Genomic DNA, 24,661 nt, shown 5'->3' on the forward strand with positions numbered 1-24,661 from the left:
ATAAATATAATGAATTTGATCGACATGTTATTTAACCGAAATTCGTATGATTGCCAGACCAAATAGTAAATATGAAGAATTTTGGCTGTATGTTGTTTATTTTCTTGGCTGTACCTCTTATTGTTCAGGCCAGGCAAAAATATCCGTCTACACTTACGGTAGCACAGGATGGCAGCGGAGATTTTAAAACCATACAGGAAGCCGTCAATTCGGTCAGAGACCTTGGGCAGCTTACCGTAACGATCAGGATCAAAAAGGGTGTTTATCATGAAAAACTGGTGATCCCTTCCTGGAAAAAGCACATTTCATTGATAGGTGAGGATGCTGCAGCAACGATTATTACCAATGCAGATTATTCAGGAATGCGCTATAGATCTGGTACTGATGCTTACGGGAAAGATAAATTTGGCACTTTTAACTCCTATACCGTACTGGTACAGGGGAGCGATTTTACGGCCGAGAACCTGACCATAGCCAATACTGCCGGTCGTGTCGGCCAGGGAGTTGCCCTGCACGTAGAGGCCGATAGGGTAGTGATCAAAAATTGCAGGCTTTTGGGCAACCAGGATACCTTATATACGGCAAGCCAGGACAGCAGGCAATATTATGTAGATTGTTATATAGAAGGAACTACCGATTTTATATTTGGAGAGGCCACTGCAGTATTCCAGAGCTGCACCATTAACAGTTTAAGCAACTCTTATATTACTGCCGCCGCTACCAGTCCGGGCCAGCAATATGGTTACGTATTTTTTGATTGTAAACTAACAGCTGCCGCAGAAGTTAAAAAAGTTTTTCTCGGCAGACCATGGCGTCCTTATGCAAAAACTGTTTTTATCCGCACGGCAATGGGTAATCATATCACACCAGAAGGCTGGAACCCCTGGCCGGGCGACGGCATGTTTCCCAATAAAGAGAAAACGGCATTTTATGCCGAGTACGAAAGTACCGGTGAAGGAAGCAGTCCCGCTAAACGTGTAACTTGGGCTAAGCAACTCCCTGCCAAAGCAGTCAGACAGTATACCCTTAAAAATATATTTTCAGGTAAAAATGCCTGGATACCTGTTACCAGTTCATCAGCATTTTAAGATCCAGTAATTATGAAGCATTCTTTCCGAATTTTATCTTTTGTTTTTATTTGCCTGTTTTATAGCTGCAGTTCTTTCGCCCAGCAAAAGAAGGCAGCAGCGGCCCATCCTGCCCCATCCGGCTATGTTTCAAAAGTATGGGTTTCGGATCAGGGGGATGGCACCTATAAAAATCCGGTACTGAATGCCGATTATTCTGATCCTGATGCCATTCGCGTAGGGGATGACTTTTACCTGATCGCTTCCAGTTTTGATGCCATTCCAGGCTTACCCATTCTGCACTCCAAAGATCTGGTAAACTGGAAAATTATCGGGCATGCCTTAAAAAGGCAATTGCCTCTGGAACATTTCCAGAAAACACAGCATGGAAATGGGGTATGGGCTCCTGCTATCCGTTACACTAAGGATGAGTTTTATATTTATTACCCTGATCCGGATTTTGGCATTTACCTTACTAAAGCTAAATCGATCAGCGGTCCCTGGACTGAACCGGTATTGGTTGCCCCAGGCAAAGGCCTGATAGATCCCTGTCCGCTTTGGGATGCCGATGGAAAGGTATATCTGGTCTATGCCTTTGCCGGAAGCCGTGCAGGTATAAAAAGCATAATTGCCGTAAAACAGCTCAATGCCGCAGGTGATAAAACCTTAGATGAGGGCACGATTGTATATGATGGCCATGAAGTTGACCCAACCATAGAGGGACCGAAGTTTTATAAACGCAATGGTTATTACTATATTTTTGCACCTTCAGGCGGCGTGGCTACTGGCTGGCAACTGGTACTGCGGGCTAAAAATGTTTACGGGCCTTACGAACGCAAAATAGTGATGGCCCAGGGCAAGAGCCCGGTAAACGGACCCCATCAGGGTGCCTGGGTAAATACACAAAGCGGTGAAGACTGGTTCCTGCATTTTCAGGATAAAGATGCTTATGGGCGGGTGGTACATCTGCAGCCCATGAAATGGGTAAATGACTGGCCGGTAATCGGTACGGATGCAGATGGTGATGGCAACGGAGATCCGGTTATGCATTATAAAAAGCCTTCAGTTGGCAAAGTCTACCCTATAAATACCCCTGTAGAAAGCGACGAATTTAACGATGTCCGCTTAGGATTGCAATGGCAGTGGCAGGCCAATCCCCTGGCTACCTATGCTTTTGCCGATGCAGCCAAAGGCAGCCTTAAATTATATACCCATGAAGTACCTGCTGATGCCAAAAACTTATGGGATGTGCCCAACGTATTGCTGCAAAAATTTCCTGCAGATGAATTTATGGCCACCACAAAGCTTACTTTTAGCCCAAATCCGAAGCTGGAAAATGAAAAAGCGGGGCTGGTCGTAATGGGTTTAACCTATGCCAATATTGGCATCAGGAATAAAAAGGATGGTTTGCACCTGGTTACAGGGATCTGCGAGAAGGCCGACAAGGGAAGTGCAGAAAAGGAAACGCTGATTACCAGGTTAAAAATACCTACCGTCTATTTGCGGTTAACCGTGCAAAATGGGGCCAGGTGCAAGTTTAGTTATAGCCTGGACGGAGAAAAATTTACAGATTCTGGACTGAGCTTTGAGGCTACACCAGGCAAATGGATTGGCGCTAAAATGGGCATCTTTTCCACAAGAGAAAATCAGATCAATGATTCAGGATATGCAGATTACGACTGGTTCCGGGTAGAGACATTAAAGTGATCCTGTCCTTAAAGTAGATTTGCGTATAATCAGTTCAGGCTGAATGTTCACTACTTTATGCTTACCCACCCTAGTGGTAACATCCAATTCCTGGAAGTACAGTTGGGCGATGGTTTTGCCCATTAAGGTACTATGCTGATCAATGGTGGTCAGTGTTGGGGTAGTAATTTCCGTAAAAGATTCATTAGAGTAACCGCAAATGCCCAATTGCCCGGGTACACTGATGTTCATTTCGTTGGCTACTGCCAATACCCCCAGAGCGGCAAAGTCGGAAGTAGAGGCAAATATCGCATCAGGTGGGTTTGGTAATTCGAGCAGATTTTTTGTAGCCACAGCTCCTAGTTCCTTTGTCCAGGCATTTTCAACAATCAGTTCAGGAATTACAGGCATGCCATTTTTACGCAGCGCCTTCAGGTAACCCGCTTTACGCTGTCTGAAAATATTTAAATTCTGAGGCCCTTCCAGAAAAGCAATGCGTTGATAACCTTCCGCTATTAAGTGTTCTACTGCTGCCAGGGAAGTACTTTCATTGTCATTGGTAACTTTAAAAGTATCCAGCTCATCTGCTACACGATCAAACTGGATCAGTGAAATGCCCTGTTCCTTGATGTTCCTTAAATGATCATCAGCCTCAAAATCTGCACTTACAGAAATGATGATGCAGCTTACATCCTGATTGACCAGCGTATTGATGCATTTGATTTCGCGTGCTGCTGATTCATTCGACTGGCAGATGATCAGGTTATAGCCTTTCTGATAAGTTACCTCTTCAATACCGGCAATGACATTGGCAAAAAAATTCTGGTTAATTCTGGGTACCACCACACCAATGGTACGGTTATGGCCTTTTCGCAAATTAGAAGCCATACTATTGGCTTTATAATTCAATTCTTCAGCAGTTTTTAAGATCAGCTCCCTGGTGGTGATACTGATGGTACTGCTGTTGTTCAATGCCCTTGAAACCGATGATGGATTTAAATTAAGCTTTTTGGCAATGTCATATATCGTTGCCCTTTTTGGCTGTTTCATGGTGGTATCCTGTTATTTTAAGCCCCTGTATAATAATGGGTAAATATGCTAAAATTATTTTTAAGCAATCGATTGCATTTCCTGTAATCTTTACTTATTTTCGCTCAACCAAATTAAATGCCGTGACCAGATAATCGATGAACCTTCCAATCCATTTTTGCTTCAGGAAATAGAAATGTTGCAATTTAAATTAAAATGCCAGATTAATAGATATATTTAAACTTAAACCAATAAACAAAATTTATGAAAACTCTCGGAACACTCGACTATGCCGTTTTTCTGATTTATTTTCTCATCGTAGCCTTTTATGGCTGGTGGGTTTATCGGCAGAAGAATGCCCATAAGGAAAACTCGAAAGATTTTTTCCTTGCAAAGGACTCCCTTACCTGGTGGGCAATAGGTGCCTCCCTGATCGCATCTAATATCTCTGCTGAGCAATTTATAGGGATGAGTGGTTCCGGATTTAAAATGGGGCTGGCCATTGCAACTTATGAGTGGATGGCAGCGGCAACCCTATTGATCGTAGCCATTTTCTTCATCCCTGTATACCTTAAAAATAAGATTTACACCATGCCGCAGTTCCTGCATCAGCGGTATAACGGAACAGTAGCTATGATCATGGCGGTATTCTGGTTGTTATTATATGTAGTGGTTAATCTTACTTCTATACTTTACCTGGGCGCATTGGCCATACATAGTATCTCTGGTATAAACTTAACAGCCTGTATGTACCTGCTTGCCATTTTTTCCATTATCATTACGCTGGGGGGCATGAAGGTTATCGGATATACAGATGTGATCCAGGTGTTTTTCCTGATACTGGGCGGTCTGGCCACTACTTACCTGGCATTAGATCTGGTGGCTACCCATTTTGGTTCTAGTGGTGTACTCAAAGGCTTTAATTTATTAACCACACATGCGGAGGAACATTTTCATATGATCCTTAAAAAGGACAATGAAAATTACCTTGATCTGCCCGGGCTTACTGTACTGATCGGCGGAATGTGGATTGTAAACCTGAATTACTGGGGTTGTAACCAGTACATCACCCAACGTGCCCTGGGAGCCGACCTGAAAACGGCCCGTTCCGGAATTCTCTTTGCGGCCTTCCTTAAATTGCTGATGCCAGTAATTGTAGTACTGCCAGGTATAGCCGCTTATGTACTTTATAAAGAGGGTTATGGTGATTTTAAAACCAGCATGACCCAGGGTGGTGAAGTTTCGCCCGATACAGCCTATCCGGTATTGTTAAACCTTTTGCCAGTAGGATTAAAAGGACTTTCCTTTGCTGCACTTACAGCTGCGGTTGTAGCCTCACTTGCAGGTAAAGCAAACAGCATCGCCACCATATTTACCCTTGATATTTATAAAAAGGTGATCAATAAAGACGCGCACGAAGACAAACAGGTGATTATAGGCCGCTGGACTGTTGTGCTGGCCATGCTTGTTGCCATCATCATTGCGCCATTGCTGGGCATAGATAAAAAAGGTGGTTTTCAATTTATACAGGAGTATACAGGTTTTTTCTCTCCTGGTATCTTTGCCATGTTTATTTTAGGTTTTTTCTGGAAAAAGACAACTTCCAATGCGGCATTGTTTGCCACAGTAGGGGGCTTTGTACTTTCAGTATTTTTTAAATTTTTGCCTTTCCTGGCAAACCTGGAATTCCTGAGCAGTTCGGGCTTTTCAAAACTGGTTAAGCAGAAAGGCGGTACCATGCTGTATGAAATCCCATTTTTAGACCGTATGGGTTTTGTTTTTGTGATCTGTGTTGTGGTGATGTACCTGATCAGTGTTTACGAAACCAGCAAAGGTGTAGTTACCAAAGGCCTTGAAATAGATAGCGGAATGTTCAAAACCAACAGAGGTTTTGCCATTGGCGCTATCATTGTTTGCGGTTTGCTGCTTGCCTTGTATACCATTTACTGGTAGCCGTTCTGATATCAATTCCGGCAATAATCCAACGAAAGTCCAGGTTAATTCCATGTTTCACCGGAATAACCTGGACTTTCGTTTTATTTCCTTTCTTCCTCCTGCAGCCTTATATGGGATTATGGCTTCCAGTATCCTGCTTTGCCGCCATTTTCCGGCAACGATTGCACAGTTTTTTCTCTTCCTAATGTTCTTTTTTGGATAAAAACTAGTTAAACTTGTTCTAACCAAATATAACTGTATACCGAGGTTTCTAGTGTAAAGCAATCGATTGCTTTACTGGATTGTCCCAAATCTCAGTTTATGGTGAAAACCATTAATTTAAACATGATGAGAAAAAAACTTCTACTATTTTTGATCCTTTTAAAAGTATCAGCTGCCATTGGTTTTGCCCAGAGCAGGCAGATCTCTGGTAAAGTGATTGACCAGGAATCCGGCGAAACACTAATCGGCGTTTCCATTAAAGTAAAGGGGGCTAGTCTTGCCACTCAAAGTAACGGCGAAGGCGAATTTAAGTTAAGACTCCCTTCAGGCGATCAGGCCATTTTGCTGGTAAGCTATATCGGCTACACCACAAAAGAGGTGATCATCAATTCTCAAACATCGGTTACAGTAGCGTTGGCTAAGGCCATTTCCAGCCTGGATCAGGTGGTGGTTATTGGATACGGTACTTCAAGTAGGAAAGATCTTGCAGGAGCTGTGGGCTCAATTAAAGGTACGGAAATCGAAAAGACCCCTGTCACCAATATCGCTGAGGCTTTAACAGGGAGGATTGCCGGTGTGCAGGTAACTACCTTGGATGGTGCTCCTGGTGCAGAGGTCGTGATCCGGGTACGGGGCGGAGGGTCCATTACACAGGACAATTCACCACTTTATATTGTGGATGGTTTTATTGTCGATAATATCAATAACATTGCTCCTACGGATATAGAATCTATAGATGTACTGAAAGACGCCTCCTCAACGGCTATTTATGGGGCAAGGGGAGCGAACGGGGTAGTAATTGTAACTACCAAATCCCCTAAAGCAGGACAAACTACCGTTACTTATAATGGTTACTGGCAAACAAAGAACTTTCCGCGTAAACTGGATGTACTCTCGCCTTATGAATTTACGCTTGCACAATATGAATATGCTGCATTAAGGGGCCTAACCTCTTCAGACTTTACCAGTTTCACGAAGTATTTTGGAAATTATGAAGATTTAGAGCTTTACAAATATCAAAAAGGAACAGACTGGCAGGAGGAGCTTTTTGGCCGTCCGGTATTGTCCCAGCAGCACAACCTAAGCCTCACCGGCGGAACGGACAAAACCAAGATGAGTTTTAATTCTACTTACAACAAAGATGATGGTTTAATGCTGGGTTCGGGTGTGGAGCGTTTCTATTTCAATTTTAAAATGGACCACAACATTTCAGATAAATTAAAACTGAATCTGGCTGCAAGATACGCTAACAATGTAGTAGATGGTGCAGGTACATCAGGAGGCTCCAGCGTCAGGGTATCTGATGGTATACAGACCCGCCCTGTAAATGGACTGGCCGATCAGATCGAGATCGATCCGAACAATGTGAACGCAGGAGATGACGATTACGATGAATTTTTAAGAAGTTTAATCAACCCAATCGACTTAACTGCTCAGGATTACCGCAAAAGGATAAACAAAGACCTGAGCTTAAATGCGGCGTTAAACTGGAACCTGAATAAAGCGCTTTCTTTCCGTTCAGAACTGGCGGTTACTTTAAGGAATTCGGAAAGCAAAAGGTATTGGGGGCCATTAACAGGCGAATCCAGGAATGTCGGTAACAACCAGCCTTTAGGGGAGAAAACTTTAGGGGAAAGCAATACTTACCGCTGGACCAATACCGCCAATTACAAACTTAAACAAACTAAAAACAGTAACCTTAGCCTGTTACTTGGTCAGGAAATCAATACCACATCCGGATCTGCTACATTTAACCGGGCAAAGAATTTTGACGTAACCCTGAACCCGGAAAAGCTTTTTGCCAATATGGCCTTGGGTACCTCAGAAAGATTAGAGACCACCGAAAGCCGGGGTGAAGATATTCTATCCTTTTTTGGAAGGGCAAATTACATTTTCAAAGAAAAATACATTTTGTATGCAACACTCAGGGCTGATGGTTCCAGTAAGTTCGGACCCAGCAACAGGTGGGGGTATTTTCCGGCAGCTTCGGTAGCCTGGAGGATTTCTGATGAGGAATTTATTAAAGATGTAAAGGTAATCTCAGATCTTAAGCTCAGATTGAGCTATGGAGAGGCTGGCAATAACCGCGTGCAAAATGATGTATGGCGATTTTTATTCCGTCCAACGGCTAACCGGCCTTATGGCGCGGGTGACCTCAATCAAACCTATTACAATGTGGTAAACGGATCGCTGCCAAATCCGAATCTGAAATGGGAAACGACAGTTTCCCGCAACCTGGGTTTAGATTTTGGCTTGTTTAAAGGACGGATATCAGGAACGATAGATGCCTATAAAAATACAACCAAAGACTTAATTGTAGACAATGAAATTCCACCACAAACCGGTTTCCCAACCCAAAACATCAATATCGGGCAAACGTCCAATACCGGGATAGAGCTTTCCCTGAACGGTACGATCTTAGAACGTAAAAATTTCCGCCTGACCGGTTCTTTTAACATTGGCAGGAACATCCCTAAAATTGATAAGTTGGATGGAAATGATGTCAGGGCCGTCAATTCCAACTGGGCGGGTACGGATTTAAAAACAGCCGATGATTACCGGCTGATCACTGGTAAAACCATAGGTTTAATGTACGGATATGTAAGCGATGGTTTTTATACCTCAGCTGATTTTGAGTCTTACAACCCGGCAACCAGAACCTATGTGCTGAAAGCAGGCGTTCCAAATTCAGGTACGCTACTGGGTGGTATCATTGGCATCAGGCCAGGTACCATGAAACTGAAAGACCTGGATGGCGATGGCTTTGTAACGGCAGATAATGACAGGCAAATTATAGGAAGTGCCATTCCAACACATAGCGGCGGGTTTGGTTTAAATGCAGTTTACAAATCATTCGACCTCTCTACCTTCTTTAACTGGGTATACGGAAATCAGATTTATAATACCGGCAGGATCCAGTACAATATGTTATACAGAACAACCTTTGGCAATATGGCCAATACTGTTAATTATGACAACAGGTTTAAATACATTGATGCAAACGGAGCAGTAGTAACGGGGCTGGATGAACTGGCTGCTTTAAATCAAAATGCCACCATCTGGTCTCCTTTTTCAATGGGTAACGCTTCTCCTGTTTTTAGTGATGACGCAGTAGAAGACGGATCATTTCTCAGGATGACTTATGTAACGCTGGGCTATACCCTGCCTAAAACCTTAACCTCAAGAATTGGGATTTCATCTTTAAGGCTATATGCCACTGCATACAATGTCTTTTTATTGACCAGTTATTCAGGTTACGATCCGGAAGTGACCACAACCAGGAGCGGATCATATGCTGCTTTAACACCTGGTGTGGATTACTCTTCCTATCCAAAAAGCAGAACCTTCACTTTTGGATTAAATGTTAACTTTTAAGCTAAGAACCATGAAATACATAAAACTTTTAGGCCTTTTAGTCATGATGATCATGTTGTGGTCGTGTAAAAAATTTTTAGATACAGATTCTCCTTCAAATTTTACGCAGGAGTATATTTTTGCTACTGAGGCAGATGCCAGCAAAGCGGTTTACAGCGTATATGCACTGTTTAACCAGGATGCATTTACGTCCAGGCTGTCCAATAATTTCGCCGCAAACACCGACGTAGAAGTGGGAGGGGTAGGTGCCGCGCCCGACAATTCCAGAAGGGATATCTGGTCTTTTGAAACCTCTGATGCCAACGGTGATCTGAGAACCGTTTGGAACAATGCTTACACCGCAATCAACCGGGCAAATATCTGTGAAGAAGGCATACAGGAATCTGCCATCTCTGCAAATGCAGAAATGAAGCAAATGCTGGGAGAAACCAAAGCCTTGCGGGCTTTATGGTATTACTGGCTGATCAACCATTGGGGGGATGTGCCATTGAGTATGAAACCTACCCGCGGAGGAGATAATTTTTACCAGCCCAGGGTTGGAAGGGACACCATTCTTACGACCTTGATTAACGACCTGATGGCCATAGAACCAGCCATGAAGCCTGCGAACCAGATTACCTATGGTATAGAAAGGATCAGCAGGGAATTTGTAATGGGGCTGATCTCCCGGCTGGCTTTGATGCGTGGCGGGTATTGGTTGTACCCGGATATGGTCATGCGCCGTAAAGATGATTATAAAGATTATTATAAGATTGCCAGAGACTACAGTGATAAGTTGATGAAAACTTACGACAGGCCCCTGAACCCCAGTTTTGCCAAAGTTTTTGAAAATGAGAGCAAATGGATCGTTGCGCAAAACGATGACGTCTTATTTGAAGTCGCTTTTCAGCCCGGCTTTGGCGATGTTGGCTGGTGTAATGGGGTAAGGGTAGATGCAGGAACACATCCTTATGGTTCCGGCTCCAATTATTTAAGCTTTTCTCCATCGTACTACCATTCCTTTGATACCCTTGATACCCGTTTGCCTGCAACCTGTGCCATTGTTTTTTATGATAAAGACTTGCAGCAAACACCGGTAGCTGTTACGGCCATCGCGCCAAATAAATGGAACAGGATCCTTATGCCAGTACCTGCTGGTCCGCAATCTGCAAAAGGAACAGGGATCAACTGGCCAATTATGCGGTATTCGGATGTCTTGCTGATGTTTGCAGAAAGTGAGAACGAACTGAACAATACACCCACTGCAGACGCGGTTAATGCCTTGAGAAGGGTAAGACAAAGGGCTTTTCCTGCAAATTTATGGGCAACAAAAGTTGAGGCTTACCTCGCAACAGCATCTGCTGGTAAAGATGCCTTTTTTAAAGCCATTGTAAATGAACGTGCCTGGGAGTTTGGTGGGGAATGCATCAGGAAGTACGATCTGGAACGCTGGAATTTATACGGAGAAAAAGTTGCTGGCGCCAGAAATACGGTAAATGCGATGGGTGCGGATGCCAATGCCGGCGTGGGCCAGTACTCGGAGTTGCCACCAGTAGTTTATTATAAATTGAATACTGACAAAACCGTAACTTTTTATAACAAATATAAACGTGCTGCAGTGATCCCACCCATTAAAGATTCCCCGGTTAAGGGAGATAATCCCAATGGATATACGGCGATGAACTGGTTAAAGGGGCTTTACAATACCACCACCCAGGGGCCAGCTGATTTCAATTTAAGAACCTGGAGGGGCTACGGCGATAATACCGGGCAGCAGCCGGTCCGTTACATTTTACCCCTGCACGCTTCCACAATCAGCAGCAGCATGGGCACGCTAAATAATAAGGGTTATGGATATTAATCAGCTATTTATGAAAACATTTAAATTAAATCATGCATCAGGCCTGATTACAGCCGTACTGCTCTTCATGGTCGCCTTTTGTTCCTGCAATAAAGAAGAAGAGCTGGGTGAAGCCCCACGCTTGTTCAGGCCAACGGTAAAGGGCGAACTGATCTCTACCGGTAACTTCATCGAAGCCTCCTGGCAAAAAGTAAAAAGCGCCAGTTCGTATACCGTTCAGATTAGCCGGGATACTTTCAAAACCATTGACCGCTCCATCAATGTAGATTCTGCATCCTTATTAATTGAGGAATTAAAGTGGGACCAATTGTACCAGTTGCAGGTAAGGGCCAACGCGCCGGATTCTGCAAAGAATTCTAAATTCGGAACGCTGGGTGCAGTTAAAACACCAAAATTCCCTACCATTGTAAAGGCCGCTACCATTAATGATGTTACCGAAAGTTCCGCAATTATGAGATGGGAAAACACCGGAGCTGCAGTAACACAAATTAAAGTGTTTTCCGAACCAACCAGGGCCCTGATCACAACAATAAGCTTAACGTCAACAGATGTAAGCAATCAGTATAAAATCATTACGGGTGTAACCAGTGGCACCAGTTATTACATTGAGCTGTACAGTGGTACAACCCTAAGGGGCTATAACACCTATACCACAAAAGCACCTTTTGCTGGTGAGGTGATCGATTTGAGAGCCATTACAGATAACCCCTTAATTTTACAGGAACGGATTCTGGATGCGCCATCGGGTAGTGTGATCATTCTTAAAAAAGGGCTTACCTATAACATTACCAATGCCATTAGTTTAAGTAAAACGGTTACCATTACCAGTGGAGACGACCTGCTGGTTACAGAACCTGCAAACATTTATTTTACCGGTAATTTTAATTTTGCCGCCGGAAGTACAATAGATTCCATCTCTTTTGTGAATGTAAACCTGAAAAGCAGCGATTATGCCGGTAAATATCTGTTTAACACCACGGGCAGTGCAACAGTCGGAAAAATTAAACTGCAGAACTGCAAAGCAGAAATATTCAGGGGCCTGGTCAGGTTGCAGTCGGGAACCACTACTTTAAACAATTATGAAATTAACAATTGTTTAATTGACAGCATTTCAGGATACGGGCTGATCACGGTTGACAATGCGACCTGTAAGGCGCAGAACATTTCTATAAAGAACAGTACGATATCCAGGGCGGAAGTGATCATTGCGAGCTCTAAACAGTCTTCCAATTCAATTACCATAGAAAATTGCACCTTTTACAGGGCACCAAGAGGTGGAAGTTACCTGATAGACTACAATACTTTTGCGGTTACAGCTGGTGTAAAAGTGAGCAATTGCATTTTTAGTATCGGTAAAAACAATGCAGGCAATACCTCAGCAAGGGGTATCCGGATCAATGGCGGAGCAGTGGATGCAAGCGGTAATTATGCAACTTCAGATTATGTAAACGGGGGTAATCCCATACCTAACCTCATTCCGTACACCAGGCCGTCAACAGATGTATTTACAGATCCTTTATTGAATAATTTTAAAATCAAAGATGCTGGTTTCCCTGGAAGAAGTACCTCCGGCGATCCCAGATGGAGACTTTAAAGACGATGCAAAACTATATTAAAGTATATGGCATGGCCATGCTGCTGCTTGTCATCAGCATGGCCTGTAAAAAAAAACAGGTTAACGAAGATACCAGCCCGGTAGTAACGCTGCCGGTAAGTAATCCTCCCGTCCAGGAAACTGCCTATGCATTTCCTGGTGCCGAGGGCTTCGGCCGGAATGTAAGCGGCGGACGTGGAGGGCAGGTAATCAAAGTGACCAATCTGAATGATGCTGGTGCAGGTAGTTTACGTGCTGCAATTACTGCCTCAGGAGCAAGGATCATTGTATTTGAGGTTTCAGGGACGATAACCTTAAACAGCGCTTTAACCCTGGCCAATGGCAACATTACTATTGCAGGCCAGACAGCGCGGGGAGATGGCATTACGCTGAGAAAGTATCCTTTAAATGTAAGGGCCAATAATGTAATTATCCGTTACCTGCGCTTCAGGATGGGCGATGAAGCCAAAGAAGAGGCCGATGCAGTTGGTGGCTTTGAATGGAAAGACATCATCGTAGACCATTGCTCCATGAGCTGGTCTACCGATGAATGTGTCTCTTTTTACAACAACGACAATTTCACCTTGCAATGGTGTATCATTTCCGAAAGCTTAAGGGTATCTACCCACGATAAGGGTGCACATGGTTATGGAGGGATATGGGGCGGTAAAAATGCCTCCTTTCACCATAACCTGATGGCCCATCACGACAGCCGGAACCCCAGGTTTGGGGAACGGGCGGGCAGTGCTTACGCTTTAACCGATCTTGTCGATGTGCGCAATAACGTCATTTACAACTGGGGTAATAACAGCGCTTATGGCGGCGAGGCGATGAACATCAACCTCATCAACAATTACTATAAGCCCGGACCGGCAACAAGTAACAGCGACAGGATCTTTTCCATCGACAAAAATAAAATACCCGGAACAGCTGTTTATGACCTATGGGGTAAATTTTACATCCATGGAAACGTGGTTGATGGCCGGAGTAATCCTACCAGTGACAACTGGACTTACGGCGTATACAACCAGTTCCACAGTAGTTATGGTACGGTATCCCAGGCTGATAAAGATGCCATGAAACTGGCGGTACCATTGTCAACAGGAGACAATGTCACTACACATTCGGCCGAACTTGCCTATCAGCGGGTACTGGATTATGCCGGTGCTTCCCTAAAAAGAGATGCCGTAGACCTCAGGATCCTGGACAATGTAAAAAACAGAACATTTAACGCCAATGGTTCAAGTGGCGAAGCAAACAGCAGGAACGGGATCATAGACAATGCCAATGATGTAGGTGGCTGGCCGGTTTTAAATGCTGCTGCAGCCCCTGTGGATACAGACGGGGATGGTATGCCTGATAACTGGGAAACGGAAAAAGGTTTAGATCCGAAAAAGGCAAACGCTAATGGTAAAAACCTCAGTACAGCCTATGATAACATAGAAGTATATATCAATAGCCTGGTCAATGCCATTACAGTAAATCAATCGAAATAAAGCTTAAATTTAAATTCTGATACCTCAATATGTTAAAAACATCGCTAAAATTTGTCGCCGTTGCCGGGATTGTACTCCTGATGTCCTTTGTTGTTCCCCCGAAAAAGATTAAGGTTTACCTGATCGGTGATTCTACCATGTCCATAAAGAATAAAAGATACTATCCTGAAACAGGTTGGGGCATGCCCTTTGTTAACTTTTTTGACGAAGAAGTCATCGTAGACAACAGGGCACAGAACGGGCGGAGCACCAAAAGCTTTCTGGCAGAAAACCGCTGGCAATCGATTCTGGACAGCTTAACAGCAGGCGATTATGTGTTTATCCAGTTTGGCCATAATGATGAAGTGGAAACAAAAAAGAACCATACCAAACCAGAGGAGTTTAAAGCAAATTTGGTTAAGTTCATTACCGAAACCAAAGCCCGAAATGCTACCCCGGTGTTGTTAACCCCGGTTTCCAGAAGAAGATTTGATGCTGCAGGCAAGGCCGAGGAAACTCATCCTTATACTGCCCTGGTAAAAGAAGTAGCTGCGGCCCGGCAAATACCTTTTATTGATCTGGATGCAAAGAGCATCGCATTGTACCAGAAATTTGGTGCCGAAGCCTCTGCTTTATTGTTCAATCACCTGGAACCAGGCGTACATCCCAATTATCCCGAAGGCAAAGTAGACGATACGCATTTCAGCGAACTGGGTGCCCGTGAAATTGCGCAGCTGGTATTGCAGGAATTCAAGAAGCTCCATTTAAACCTGGCCGATCATATTGTTAAACCAACACCGAAAAAATAAGATGAAGCTATTGATTTTTAAAGGCCTGGCCCTGATGTCTGTGGCCATGCTGATCGCCTTCGGCCTGAAAGAAAAACCCATTAAAGTCTGGCTGATCGGGGATTCAACGATGTGTGCGTACGCAGCTTCAAGAGCACCGGTAACCGGCTGGGGAATGCCTTTTGCAGATTTTTTTGATGCCACAGTACAGGTTGAGAACAGGGCCAAAGGCGGCAGGAGTACCCGTACTTTTTTAAGCGAGCAGCGCTGGCAGGCAGTTGCAGATAGTCTGAGCAACGGCGACTACGTTTTCATGCAGTTTGGTCATAACGACGAAGCCAAAGAAGAAAGATACAAAGACCGCTATACCCCGGTGGCCGACTATAAAAAGAACCTGCTGCGTTTCATTACAGAAACCCGGAATAAAATGGCCCATCCCGTACTCGTTACCCCGGTTTCCAGGATGCGGTTTGATCAGAAAGGAAATGCCTTGGAAACCCATGCCGAATACAGCAATGCGGTGCATGAAGTGGCCAGGGAACAACAGGTACCGGTTGTCGACCTGGATAAGGAAAGCCGGGAGCTGTTTCAAAAACTTGGCCCGGAAAAAACCCGGTTATTGTTCATGCAGATCGAACCGGGCGTTAATCCCATTTACCCGGAAGGTCAAAAAGACAATACCCATTTTAATGAACTGGGTGCCCGGAAAATGGCAGAACTGGTGTTGAGACAAATGCGCATCAACCACCTGGACCTGATAAACAGAATTTTTAAACCAACAGTAAAATAATGAAAGGTATCCTTTTAACCCTGATCTGCCTGATTTCGGCAAGCTATAGTTACAGCCAGGACAAAAAGATCACTGTCGCCCAGGATGGCAGCGGTGATTATAAAACAGTACAGGAGGCTTTAAATGCCGTGCCTGACTTTAGAAATGCCCTTACTGTGATCTGGATCAAAAATGGCACCTATAAAGAAAAACTCAATCTCCCGCCCTCCAAACGCATGGTTAAACTGATCGGCGAAAATCCAGAGAAAACCATACTTACCTATGATGACTATGCGCAGAAGAAAAACAGTTTTGGAGAAAATATGGGAACTTCCGGATCGGCAAGTTTTTACCTGTATGGTGATGGCTTCCGTGCAGAAAATATCACTTTCGCCAACTCATCAGGCCCAGTTGGACAGGCCGTAGCAGTATGGATCGCCTCAGATAAAGCTGTATTCAGCAACTGTAGGTTCCTTGGCTTTCAGGATACACTATATACCTGGGGCAGGGGTAGCAGGCAGTATTATAAAAACTGTTACATCGAGGGGACAACAGATTTTATTTTTGGCTCCTCAACCGCGCTGTTTGAAGATTGTATCCTGTTCTGTAAAAAAGGAGGCGCTTACCTTACTGCCGCTTCCACACCAGATACCAGCAAATATGGTTATGTATTCAAAAATTGTAAAATAACCGGTGATGCACCGGAAAATTCTTTTGCACTGGGCCGCCCCTGGCGACCTTATGCCAAAACTGTTTTCATCAACTGCGAGCTTGGGAAAATGATCAAGGCAACAGGCTGGGACCATTGGGGCAAGGAAAGCAATAAAGCAACAGCGTACTATGCCGAATATCAAAACACAGGCCCTGGTTTTAAACCCGGTCAAAGAGTGGCATGGTCACACCAGCTCAGTGATGAAGCAGCTAAAACTTATACAACTGTACAGCTATTTAATGGATGGGACCCTGCAGAATAAATTTAAAACGGCAACGATTGCGCAGTTATTTTCCAGCTTTTAGTTCCAATCTTATTTAAAACTATGTAGACTTGCTTTATTCAATATAATCCAGATATAAATTCTAAATTCAAATATGAGAAAAATCATATCCTGTATAATTGCCCTTCCTTTATGGATCTCCTCATTCCAGCTAGCTGCACAAAGTAAAGCTCAAAAGGCCTATTCCTTTGATAACCTGCCCGTAATTGCAAAAACATCCTTTAAAAAGGATACCATCAGTATCCTTAAATACGGTGCAAAAAATGACGGCATCACTTTAAATACCAAAAGCATCAATCAGGCCATTGCAGATTGCAATAAACGTGGGGGAGGCGTGGTGGTTATCCCTGAGGGCCTATGGCTTACAGGGCCGGTAGAACTGAAAAGCAATGTTAACCTGCACCTTAAAAAGAATGCACTCCTGCAGTTTACCAGAGATTTCGACCAGTACCCATTGGTTGAAGGCAATTGGGAAGGCTTGCCACAGATGCGCAACCAATCCCCGATATGGGCCAATAACCAGCAAAATATCGCCATCACCGGTTACGGTATCATTGATGGAGGGGGCGATGCCTGGCGCATGGTAAAAAAAGACAAGCTGACCGAAAGCCAGTGGAAAAAACTGCTAGCTTCCGGAGGCGTACTCAATGAAGACAAAAAGGGCTGGTTCCCTTCAGAGAAAGCCCTGAAAGGATCGAAAATGAAAAATGCCGGTGTCATCTCTAAGGAAAAAAATGCTGCATTTTATGCAGAGATTAAGGATTTTCTGCGGCCAAACCTATTGGTATTGAACCGTTGCAAAAGGATATTGCTGGAAGGGGTAACTTTTCAGAATTCTCCGGCCTGGAACCTGCATCCCCTGATGTCCGAAGACATCACCGTAAGAAATGTATACGCCAAAAATCCATGGTACGCCCAGAACGGGGATGGTATAGATATTGAATCCTGCAAAAATGTACTGATTGAAGGCAGCACGTTTGACGTAGGTGACGATGGCATCTGCATCAAATCTGGACGCGATGAGGCCGGACGTAAACGCGCTATGCCAACCGAAAATGTAGTGATCCGTCACAGCACGGTTTACCATGCTCACGGCGGTTTTGTGATTGGCAGTGAAATGTCTGGCGGTGCAAGAAACATCTTTATCTCTGATTGTACCTTTATCGGTACAGATATTGGCCTGCGTTTTAAAACCACCAGAGGACGTGGAGGTGTGGTAGAAAATATCTATGCCAGGAACATCAACATGAAAGACATCCCGGGCGAAGCCATACTTTTTGACATGTATTATGCAGCAGTTGACCCGGTTCCGCTGACCGGCGAAAAAAGAGAAGCACCGAAAGTAGAGTTACTGCCGGTTACCGAAGCAACACCTGTTTTCAGAAAGTTTTACATCAGCAATGTGGTTTGTGATGGTGCCGCCAAAGCCGTTTTCATCAGAGGGTTACCCGAAATGAGCATCAGCGATATCTACCTGGATAACCTGACCATCAAAGCCAAAGAAGGATTAGACATACAGGAAGCTAAAAACATCAGGCTCTCTAATGTACACCTGGACATTAAAAATGCAAAGCCTTTAATCTATATCCAGAATGGCAAGTCTGTAAGTTTAAATAATATTGGTTATACCAATGCTGATCTGCTGATCAAAGTGAACGGCGATCAGAACAGTGACATCAAATTATCAGGTACCGTTACTTCAAAGGCCGCGTCCCAAACTGAGTTTGGCCATGGTGCAACAGCAGGGGTACTGGAGATCAGGAAATAAAAACATCATGAAGATAAGTACCCCATTCCTCTATTTACTAAGCACAGGCTTTGGGCTTTGCTGCAGCACTGCACAGGCACAATCTGATGCTGCTGCAAAAAAAGCCGTTACCGATCCGGTAGCAGAAAATATGCTGGCCTACCAGCGCAGCGTTGGCGGCTGGCCCAAGGCTGTTGGTAAAGCAGTAGTGAATTATGATAAGGTACTTTCTGAAACCGAACGAAAGGCCATCAAGGCCGATTCCATGCGTAATGATGCCACCATAGACAATAAGGCGACCAGTAAAGAGATCAGGTACCTGATTGCTGCTTACCAAAGCAAAGCCGATCCGCGTTACCTTGCTGCAGTGCAGAAAGGAATAGCTTATTTGCTGGAGGCACAATACGACAACGGCGGCTGGTCTCAGTATTATCCTGACCACAGTTCCTATCGTGGCGAGATCACCTATAACGACAATGCCATGATCAATGTGCTGAACATCATGCAGGACATTGCAGAAGGAAAAGAGGGTTTTGAAAAACTAGACCCGGCATACAAGACCAAAGCCAGGCTGTCGGTAGAAAAGGGACTGGATTGCATTTTAAAAACACAGGTGAAGGTAAAAGGAGCTTTAACCGTATGGTGTGCCCAGTACGATGAACATACCCTGAAACCTGCAAAAGCCAGGGCTTTTGAGCTGATCTCGCTCAGCGGAATGGAATCGGTAGGAATTACGCTGTTTTTAATGCGCATTAAAAATCCTTCGGAAGAAATTAAACAGGCCGTTAAAAGTGCAGTAGCCTGGTTTGAGCGGTCCAGGATAATGGACCGTGATTTTGTCCTCATCGATGCCCCTGCTCAGCCGAAAGGAAAAGACCGTGTACTGGTGGAAAAACCAGGTTCGGTCATATGGGCCCGTTTTTATGATATTGACACCAACGAGCCCTTTTTTAGTGGCAGAAACAGTGTAAAAGTAAAAACTGTAGCCGAGATTGAACTGGAGCGCAGGTTAGGCTATGCATGGTACGGCACCTGGGCCAGTAATTTGCTCGAAAAGAAATTTCCGGCATGGGCCGCGAAGAACTAAAGCAGCGGTGTCCAAACTCATTTTCCATTAATTTTTAATGAACTGCCGTTGTCATATCAGAACGAAAACGTTATCGAGAACGTTTGCGTAAATAATTACCGTGCAGCAGGGTTTTTAACTAATAATATTTATGTAGACTTGTTTTACGACCTGATATAATACATAGAAATGACCTTATCAAAAGATACATTAAACAACATTAAAGATACTGGTGTTGTTGCGCCTGATGAAAAATTGTTTAACCTGCCAGAAAAAGTGCTGCAATTTGGAACGGGGGTACTGCTGCGCGGACTGCCTGATTTTTTTATAGACAAAGCCAATAAAAAAGGATTGTTCAACGGACGTGTAGTGGTCGTAAAATCAACCAGTAAAGGTGGTACTGCAGAGTTTGATGCTCAGGACAGCCTGTATACCATTTGCGTAAGAGGGATTGAAAACGGGCAGCCGGTTCAGGAGAACATCATTTCTTCTGCCATCAGCAGGGTGCTTACCGCCGACCAGGACTGGTCAGCTATCCTGGAGCTGGCGGCATCTCCCTTGTTAAAAGTAATTGTTTCCAATACTACCGAAGTGGGCATCCAGCTGGTAGAGGAAAGCATCAGCCAGTATCCCCCTCAGTCTTTTCCGGCAAAACTATTAGCTGTTCTATATGCCCGCTACAAAGCACTCGGCACCAGCGGGGATACGGAAATGGCGGTAATTGCTACGGAACTGATTTCAGATAATGGCAAAAAGCTGGAAGCCATTGTATTGCAATTGGCTAAATTTAATCAACTGGAAGATGCATTTATAAACTGGCTGGGCAGATCCATTCATTTCTGCAATTCGCTGGTAGACCGTATTGTTCCCGGAAAACCTGATGCTGAGGCCCTGGCCAAACTGGAAACCGAACTGGGTTATAAAGACGAGCTGATCATCATGGCCGAACCTTACCGGCTTTGGGCCATAGAAGGGAACGAAAAGGTCTCTGAACTGCTTGGCCTCGAAGCGGCTGATCCGGGAGTAATTGTACGGCCGGATATAGAAATATTTAAAGAACTGAAAGTACGTTTGCTGAATGGTTCACATACCCTCACTTCTGGTATTGCCTATTTACTGGGTATTGATACCGTAACTAAGGCCATGAACAATGCCCTGACCAGGAATTACGTAAATGAGCTGATGATGCAGGAAATTGTGGGGGCCATACCTTATGAAGTAGTCCATGATGAAGCAGTTGCTTTTGCCAATACGGTGATTGATCGTTTTGCAAATCCAAGCATACAGCACCTTTGGATCAACATCACCTTCCAGTATACCATGAAAATGAAGATCAGGATACTGCCTGTACTGCTCCATTATTACAAACTCAATGCTAAAGTGCCGGCACATATCGCCTTTGGCTTTGCTGCCTTCCTGCTGTTCATGAAATCGGCAAGAAAAGAGGGCAACCAGTACTTTGGAAATTACAATGGTCATGAGTACGCCATAACTGATGATGAGGCCGCTTATTTTTATGAGAAGGACCAGCAAAATGAATCAGAATACGTAAATTTAGTGCTGGCAGACAGTCAATTATGGGGAACTGATCTTGCTGCACTGCCAGGTTTTAATGAAACCGTAAAAGAAAATTATAACAATATATTGAAATATGGTATGGCCGATGCGCTGACCAGACTGGAAGAGACATTACATTAAAATAATGAAAAAGAGAATATTAAAGGTTCATCCTAAGGATAATGTGCTGGTTGCGCTTGCTGACCTTGCAAAGGGGGAAGAGGTGGTTTATGAAGGTGAATCTTATTTGCTGACAGACAACGTGCCGGCAAAGCATAAATTTACCACTACCGATCTGGCCACAGGTGATAAAGTGATAATGTATGGCGTACTCGTAGGCAAGGCCCAGATCGATATTCCGGTAGGTTCTATTTTAACGACCAGCAACATTAAACATGCAGCTACAGAGTTTAATGCAACCGATGCACATATCGACTGGCAAAAACCAGATGTAAGCGATTGGCAGGATAAAACCTTTCAGGGCTTTCACCGCAATGATGGCCAGGTAGGAACCGCCAATTACTGGCTGGTGATCCCTATGGTTTTTTGCGAGAACAGAAACCTGGAAGTTTTGCAGGAAGCCCTGATGAACAACCTTGGCTATGGCCGGAACGAAACTTACCAGTTGCAGGCCAAAGAACTGATGGCACTTTATGAAAAGGGTGCCAATGTAAACGATATTTTAAATGCCCAGCTTACTTATTCGGAAAAAGCACAAAAGCAAAACCGCATGTTCCCTAATGTGGATGGGATCAAGTTTTTAACCCATACCGGTGGTTGTGGGGGCACACGTCAGGATTCTGAAACCCTCTGCGGCCTGCTGGCAGGCTACATCACCCATCCTAATGTAGCCGGGGCTACGGTATTGAGCCTTGGCTGTCAGAATGCGCAGGTCAGCATCCTGAAGGAAGAAATTGAAAAGCGGAGCAGGAATTTTGACAAGCCATTATATGTCCTGGATCAGCAAACGATCGGAAAAGAATCAGATCTGTTGAGTCAGGCCATTAAGCAAACCTTTGCAGGGCTGATACAGGCCAATGCCAATGAAAGAAAACCAGCCCCGCTAAGTAAACTTTGTATCGGCCTGGAATGCGGTGGTTCTGATGGTTTTTCAGGAATCTCTGCTAACCCTGCTATTGGTTATGCCTCAGATCTGCTGGTTGCTTTGGGCGGCTCGGTGATCCTTGCTGAATTCCCTGAGCTTTGCGGAGTGGAACAGAACCTGAGCGACCGCTGTGTGGATAAGGAAGATGCGGAACGTTTCGAGTACCTGATGAAAACCTATAGCAAACGGGCAACAGAAGCCGGTTCTGGTTTTGACATGAACCCTTCACCGGGAAATATCAAAGATGGTCTGATCACAGATGCCATCAAATCTGCCGGTGCAGCCAAAAAAGGAGGTACCTCCCCGGTTGTGGCCGTACTGGATTATCCTGAAAAAGTATTTAAACCAGGATTGAACCTGCTTTGCACACCAGGTAACGATGTGGAATCGACAACTGCAGAAGTTGGATCGGGAGCAAACGTAGTGCTTTTTACGACAGGATTGGGTACGCCTACTGGCAATCCGATTGCTCCGGTGATCAAAATATCCAGCAATACCAAGCTGTTTAATAAAATGAGCGACATTATAGACCTGGATACCGGCCCTATTATTGACGGGGACGAAACCATTAAGGAAGCCGGCAGCAGGATCTTGAACTATGTGATTGATGTGGCCAGTGGTACCACTACAGTAAGTGCGGTACGTCACATTCAGGACGATTTTATTCCATGGAAAAGAGGCGTTTCATTGTAAGCGCTTAAATACCTTATATACTTAGTTACATGAAGAAATTTTTAGACGAGAACTTTTTATTAGAGAGCAAGACAGCCGAAACGCTGTACCATAACTTCGCCAAAGAAATGCCGGTGATTGACTATCACAACCATTTGATCCCGGAGCAGATGGCGAATGACATTAATTTTGAGAACATTACTCAGGCCTGGCTGTACGGCGATCATTATAAATGGCGCGCCATGCGGGCAAATGGAATTGATGAATATTACATCACTGGCGGGGCAAGCGATCTGGAAAAATTTAAAAAATGGGCTGAAACTGTTCCTTATACATTAAGGAACCCTTTATACCACTGGACCCACCTGGAGCTGCAGCGTTATTTTGATGTGTATGAAGTGCTGTCTGCTGAAAATGCAGAGCGTATATATCATGAATGTACCGCTAAATTACAGACCCCTGAATATTCGGTGCTGAACCTGCTGCGCAAAATGAATGTGAAAACGCTGTGCACTACAGACGATCCGCTGGATAATCTGGAATTTCATCAGAAACTAAAGAACGACGGGGTAGATATCAAGGTATTGCCTGCCTTCAGGCCGGATAAGGCCATGAATGCGGATGATACTGCGGGGCTTAACCTATATATAAATAAGCTGGCAACTTTATCGGGTGCGGAGATCAATGACCTGGATACGTATCTTTCTGCATTAAAAGCGCGTCATGATTATTTTGCAGCCAATGGCTGTTCGGTTTCAGACCACGGACTGGAGCAGATCTATGCAGAAGACTATACTGCCGAGGAAGTGAAATCCATTTTTGTGAAGATCAGAACTCAGGTTGCTTTAAGTCTGGAAGAGGTGTTGAAGTTTAAATCGGCCCTGTTGTTTGAGTTTGCATTATGGGACCATGAAAAAGGCTGGGTACAACAATACCACCTGGGCGCATTAAGAAACAACAACAACAGGTTACTGAGCCAGCTTGGACCAGATACCGGCTTTGATTCTATAGGTGATTTTAGTCAGGCAAGGCAGCTTTCGAAGTTTCTAAATAACCTGGATAGCCAGAACCGCCTGGCAAAAACGATACTGTATAACCTGAACCCTGCGGATAATGAGCTGATGGCGACCATGATTGGCAATTACAACGACGGAACCGTTGCAGGGAAAGTACAATGGGGATCAGGCTGGTGGTTCCTGGACCAGAAGGATGGCATGATCAAACAACTCAATACCTTATCTAATATGGGACTGCTGAGCCGTTTTGTGGGGATGCTGACGGATTCTAGAAGTTTCCTGTCTTACCCGCGCCATGAGTATTTCAGAAGGATATTGTGTAACCTGTTTGGAGCCGATGTAGAGAATGGCGAACTGCCAAATGATCAGGAATGGCTTGGAAAGGTGATACAGGATATCTGTTACAACAATGCCAAAACCTATTTTAACTTCTAACATCGTTTTTTTAATTTTAGATATGCCCCTGTAATAGAGATACTGCAGGGGTTTTTTATGGGCTTGCTTGTTCACAGGGAAGGGCTTTCTTCACACCTGGTCCACACTTTCTTCACACCAAATCCACAATCAGGTACCTTTTTGTGAAGAAAGTGTGTGGAATGTGTGTCTGATGTGAGGACCTGGCCTTACTGAGGCCTGGTTTTGGCAGCAGGGATTTGTCTAATCAGCCCGGTTTGTTGCGGCCTTTGTGCTGGGTGTTTTTAAAGCTGGAGTAGCTGGAGGACG

The 24,661-nt window shown here is 44.4% G+C and carries 16 protein-coding genes; 15 read left to right on the forward strand and 1 reads right to left on the reverse strand.

Features of this window, described 5'->3' with window-relative positions:
- Positions 1-71 precede the first annotated feature (71 nt).
- Together R2Q85_RS22975 and R2Q85_RS22980 are read left to right on the forward strand one after the other, a co-directional pair.
- The gene (locus tag R2Q85_RS22975) at positions 72-1,088 is read left to right on the forward strand and encodes a pectinesterase family protein (protein WP_316814149.1); all 1,017 of its coding nucleotides are present in this window, start codon (positions 72-74) and stop codon (positions 1,086-1,088) included.
- 12 nt (positions 1,089-1,100) lie between these two features.
- A complete protein-coding gene (locus R2Q85_RS22980) occupies positions 1,101-2,774 on the forward strand; it encodes a glycoside hydrolase 43 family protein (protein WP_316814150.1) in 1,674 nt (557 codons plus the stop codon).
- On the opposite strand, the gene R2Q85_RS22985 is transcribed toward R2Q85_RS22980, so the two are convergent.
- On the reverse strand, positions 2,766-3,803 hold the full coding sequence (locus tag R2Q85_RS22985) for a LacI family DNA-binding transcriptional regulator (RefSeq protein ID WP_316814151.1): 1,038 nt from the start codon (positions 3,801-3,803) through the stop codon (positions 2,766-2,768). The genes R2Q85_RS22980 and R2Q85_RS22985 overlap by 9 nt on opposite strands.
- A gap of 243 nt (positions 3,804-4,046) precedes the next feature.
- Between R2Q85_RS22985 and R2Q85_RS22990 the strand changes: the two genes are divergently transcribed.
- The 13 genes from R2Q85_RS22990 (at position 4,047) to uxaC (ending at position 24,373) form a co-directional block, all read left to right on the forward strand.
- Positions 4,047-5,735: a sodium/sugar symporter gene (locus R2Q85_RS22990; RefSeq protein ID WP_316814152.1), complete on the forward strand. Its 1,689-nt coding sequence runs from the start codon at positions 4,047-4,049 to the stop codon at positions 5,733-5,735.
- A gap of 327 nt (positions 5,736-6,062) precedes the next feature.
- Positions 6,063-9,314 (forward strand): TonB-dependent receptor, encoded by a 3,252-nt coding sequence (locus R2Q85_RS22995; RefSeq protein WP_316814153.1) that lies wholly within the window; start codon positions 6,063-6,065, stop codon positions 9,312-9,314.
- Positions 9,315-9,324: 10 nt separating this feature from the next.
- On the forward strand, positions 9,325-11,154 hold the full coding sequence (locus tag R2Q85_RS23000; protein WP_316814154.1) for a RagB/SusD family nutrient uptake outer membrane protein: 1,830 nt from the start codon (positions 9,325-9,327) through the stop codon (positions 11,152-11,154).
- A gap of 10 nt (positions 11,155-11,164) precedes the next feature.
- Positions 11,165-12,748 (forward strand): DUF5123 domain-containing protein, encoded by a 1,584-nt coding sequence (locus tag R2Q85_RS23005; protein ID WP_316814155.1) that lies wholly within the window; start codon positions 11,165-11,167, stop codon positions 12,746-12,748.
- A 5-nt stretch (positions 12,749-12,753) separates the two neighbouring features.
- The gene (locus R2Q85_RS23010; protein WP_316814156.1) at positions 12,754-14,244 is read left to right on the forward strand and encodes a pectate lyase; all 1,491 of its coding nucleotides are present in this window, start codon (positions 12,754-12,756) and stop codon (positions 14,242-14,244) included.
- Positions 14,245-14,273: 29 nt separating this feature from the next.
- Positions 14,274-15,032: a rhamnogalacturonan acetylesterase gene (locus R2Q85_RS23015; protein WP_316814157.1), complete on the forward strand. Its 759-nt coding sequence runs from the start codon at positions 14,274-14,276 to the stop codon at positions 15,030-15,032.
- A 1-nt stretch (position 15,033) separates the two neighbouring features.
- A complete protein-coding gene (locus R2Q85_RS23020; protein WP_316814158.1) occupies positions 15,034-15,801 on the forward strand; it encodes a rhamnogalacturonan acetylesterase in 768 nt (255 codons plus the stop codon).
- Positions 15,801-16,754 carry a pectinesterase family protein gene (locus R2Q85_RS23025; RefSeq protein ID WP_316814159.1) on the forward strand — a complete coding sequence of 318 codons (954 nt, stop codon included), beginning with the start codon at positions 15,801-15,803 and terminating at the stop codon, positions 16,752-16,754. Before R2Q85_RS23020 ends, R2Q85_RS23025 begins: the two co-directional genes overlap by 1 nt.
- 115 nt (positions 16,755-16,869) lie before the next feature.
- Positions 16,870-18,543, forward strand: a complete 1,674-nt coding sequence (locus R2Q85_RS23030) for a glycoside hydrolase family 28 protein (protein ID WP_316814160.1) — start codon at positions 16,870-16,872, stop codon at positions 18,541-18,543.
- A 7-nt stretch (positions 18,544-18,550) separates the two neighbouring features.
- Entirely contained in the window at positions 18,551-19,609 is a 1,059-nt protein-coding gene (pelA, locus tag R2Q85_RS23035; protein ID WP_316814161.1) for a pectate lyase, read from the forward strand.
- Between the two features lie 168 nt (positions 19,610-19,777).
- The gene (locus R2Q85_RS23040) at positions 19,778-21,286 is read left to right on the forward strand and encodes a tagaturonate reductase (RefSeq protein WP_316814162.1); all 1,509 of its coding nucleotides are present in this window, start codon (positions 19,778-19,780) and stop codon (positions 21,284-21,286) included.
- Between the two features lie 4 nt (positions 21,287-21,290).
- Positions 21,291-22,943, forward strand: a complete 1,653-nt coding sequence (locus tag R2Q85_RS23045) for an altronate dehydratase family protein (protein ID WP_316814163.1) — start codon at positions 21,291-21,293, stop codon at positions 22,941-22,943.
- 29 nt (positions 22,944-22,972) lie between these two features.
- Positions 22,973-24,373, forward strand: coding sequence for a glucuronate isomerase (gene uxaC / locus R2Q85_RS23050; RefSeq protein ID WP_316814164.1), 1,401 nt, complete (start codon positions 22,973-22,975; stop codon positions 24,371-24,373).
- The last annotated feature ends 288 nt before the right edge of the window (positions 24,374-24,661 follow it).

Source organism: Pedobacter heparinus (assembly GCF_032678725.1).
Classification (GTDB): domain Bacteria; phylum Bacteroidota; class Bacteroidia; order Sphingobacteriales; family Sphingobacteriaceae; genus Pedobacter; species Pedobacter heparinus_A.

What these genes read in the sequence shown, in the direction of transcription:
- R2Q85_RS22975 (WP_316814149.1), top strand. Translation starts at nt 72, where the DNA reads ATGAAGAATTTTGGCTGTATGTTGTTTATTTTCTTGGCTGTACCTCTT.
- R2Q85_RS22980 (WP_316814150.1), top strand. Translation starts at nt 1,101, where the DNA reads ATGAAGCATTCTTTCCGAATTTTATCTTTTGTTTTTATTTGCCTGTTT.
- R2Q85_RS22985 (WP_316814151.1), bottom strand. Translation starts at nt 3,803, where the DNA reads ATGAAACAGCCAAAAAGGGCAACGATATATGACATTGCCAAAAAGCTT.
- R2Q85_RS22990 (WP_316814152.1), top strand. Translation starts at nt 4,047, where the DNA reads ATGAAAACTCTCGGAACACTCGACTATGCCGTTTTTCTGATTTATTTT.
- R2Q85_RS22995 (WP_316814153.1), top strand. Translation starts at nt 6,063, where the DNA reads ATGATGAGAAAAAAACTTCTACTATTTTTGATCCTTTTAAAAGTATCA.
- R2Q85_RS23000 (WP_316814154.1), top strand. Translation starts at nt 9,325, where the DNA reads ATGAAATACATAAAACTTTTAGGCCTTTTAGTCATGATGATCATGTTG.
- R2Q85_RS23005 (WP_316814155.1), top strand. Translation starts at nt 11,165, where the DNA reads ATGAAAACATTTAAATTAAATCATGCATCAGGCCTGATTACAGCCGTA.
- R2Q85_RS23010 (WP_316814156.1), top strand. Translation starts at nt 12,754, where the DNA reads ATGCAAAACTATATTAAAGTATATGGCATGGCCATGCTGCTGCTTGTC.
- R2Q85_RS23015 (WP_316814157.1), top strand. Translation starts at nt 14,274, where the DNA reads ATGTTAAAAACATCGCTAAAATTTGTCGCCGTTGCCGGGATTGTACTC.
- R2Q85_RS23020 (WP_316814158.1), top strand. Translation starts at nt 15,034, where the DNA reads ATGAAGCTATTGATTTTTAAAGGCCTGGCCCTGATGTCTGTGGCCATG.
- R2Q85_RS23025 (WP_316814159.1), top strand. Translation starts at nt 15,801, where the DNA reads ATGAAAGGTATCCTTTTAACCCTGATCTGCCTGATTTCGGCAAGCTAT.
- R2Q85_RS23030 (WP_316814160.1), top strand. Translation starts at nt 16,870, where the DNA reads ATGAGAAAAATCATATCCTGTATAATTGCCCTTCCTTTATGGATCTCC.
- pelA (WP_316814161.1), top strand. Translation starts at nt 18,551, where the DNA reads ATGAAGATAAGTACCCCATTCCTCTATTTACTAAGCACAGGCTTTGGG.
- R2Q85_RS23040 (WP_316814162.1), top strand. Translation starts at nt 19,778, where the DNA reads ATGACCTTATCAAAAGATACATTAAACAACATTAAAGATACTGGTGTT.
- R2Q85_RS23045 (WP_316814163.1), top strand. Translation starts at nt 21,291, where the DNA reads ATGAAAAAGAGAATATTAAAGGTTCATCCTAAGGATAATGTGCTGGTT.
- uxaC (WP_316814164.1), top strand. Translation starts at nt 22,973, where the DNA reads ATGAAGAAATTTTTAGACGAGAACTTTTTATTAGAGAGCAAGACAGCC.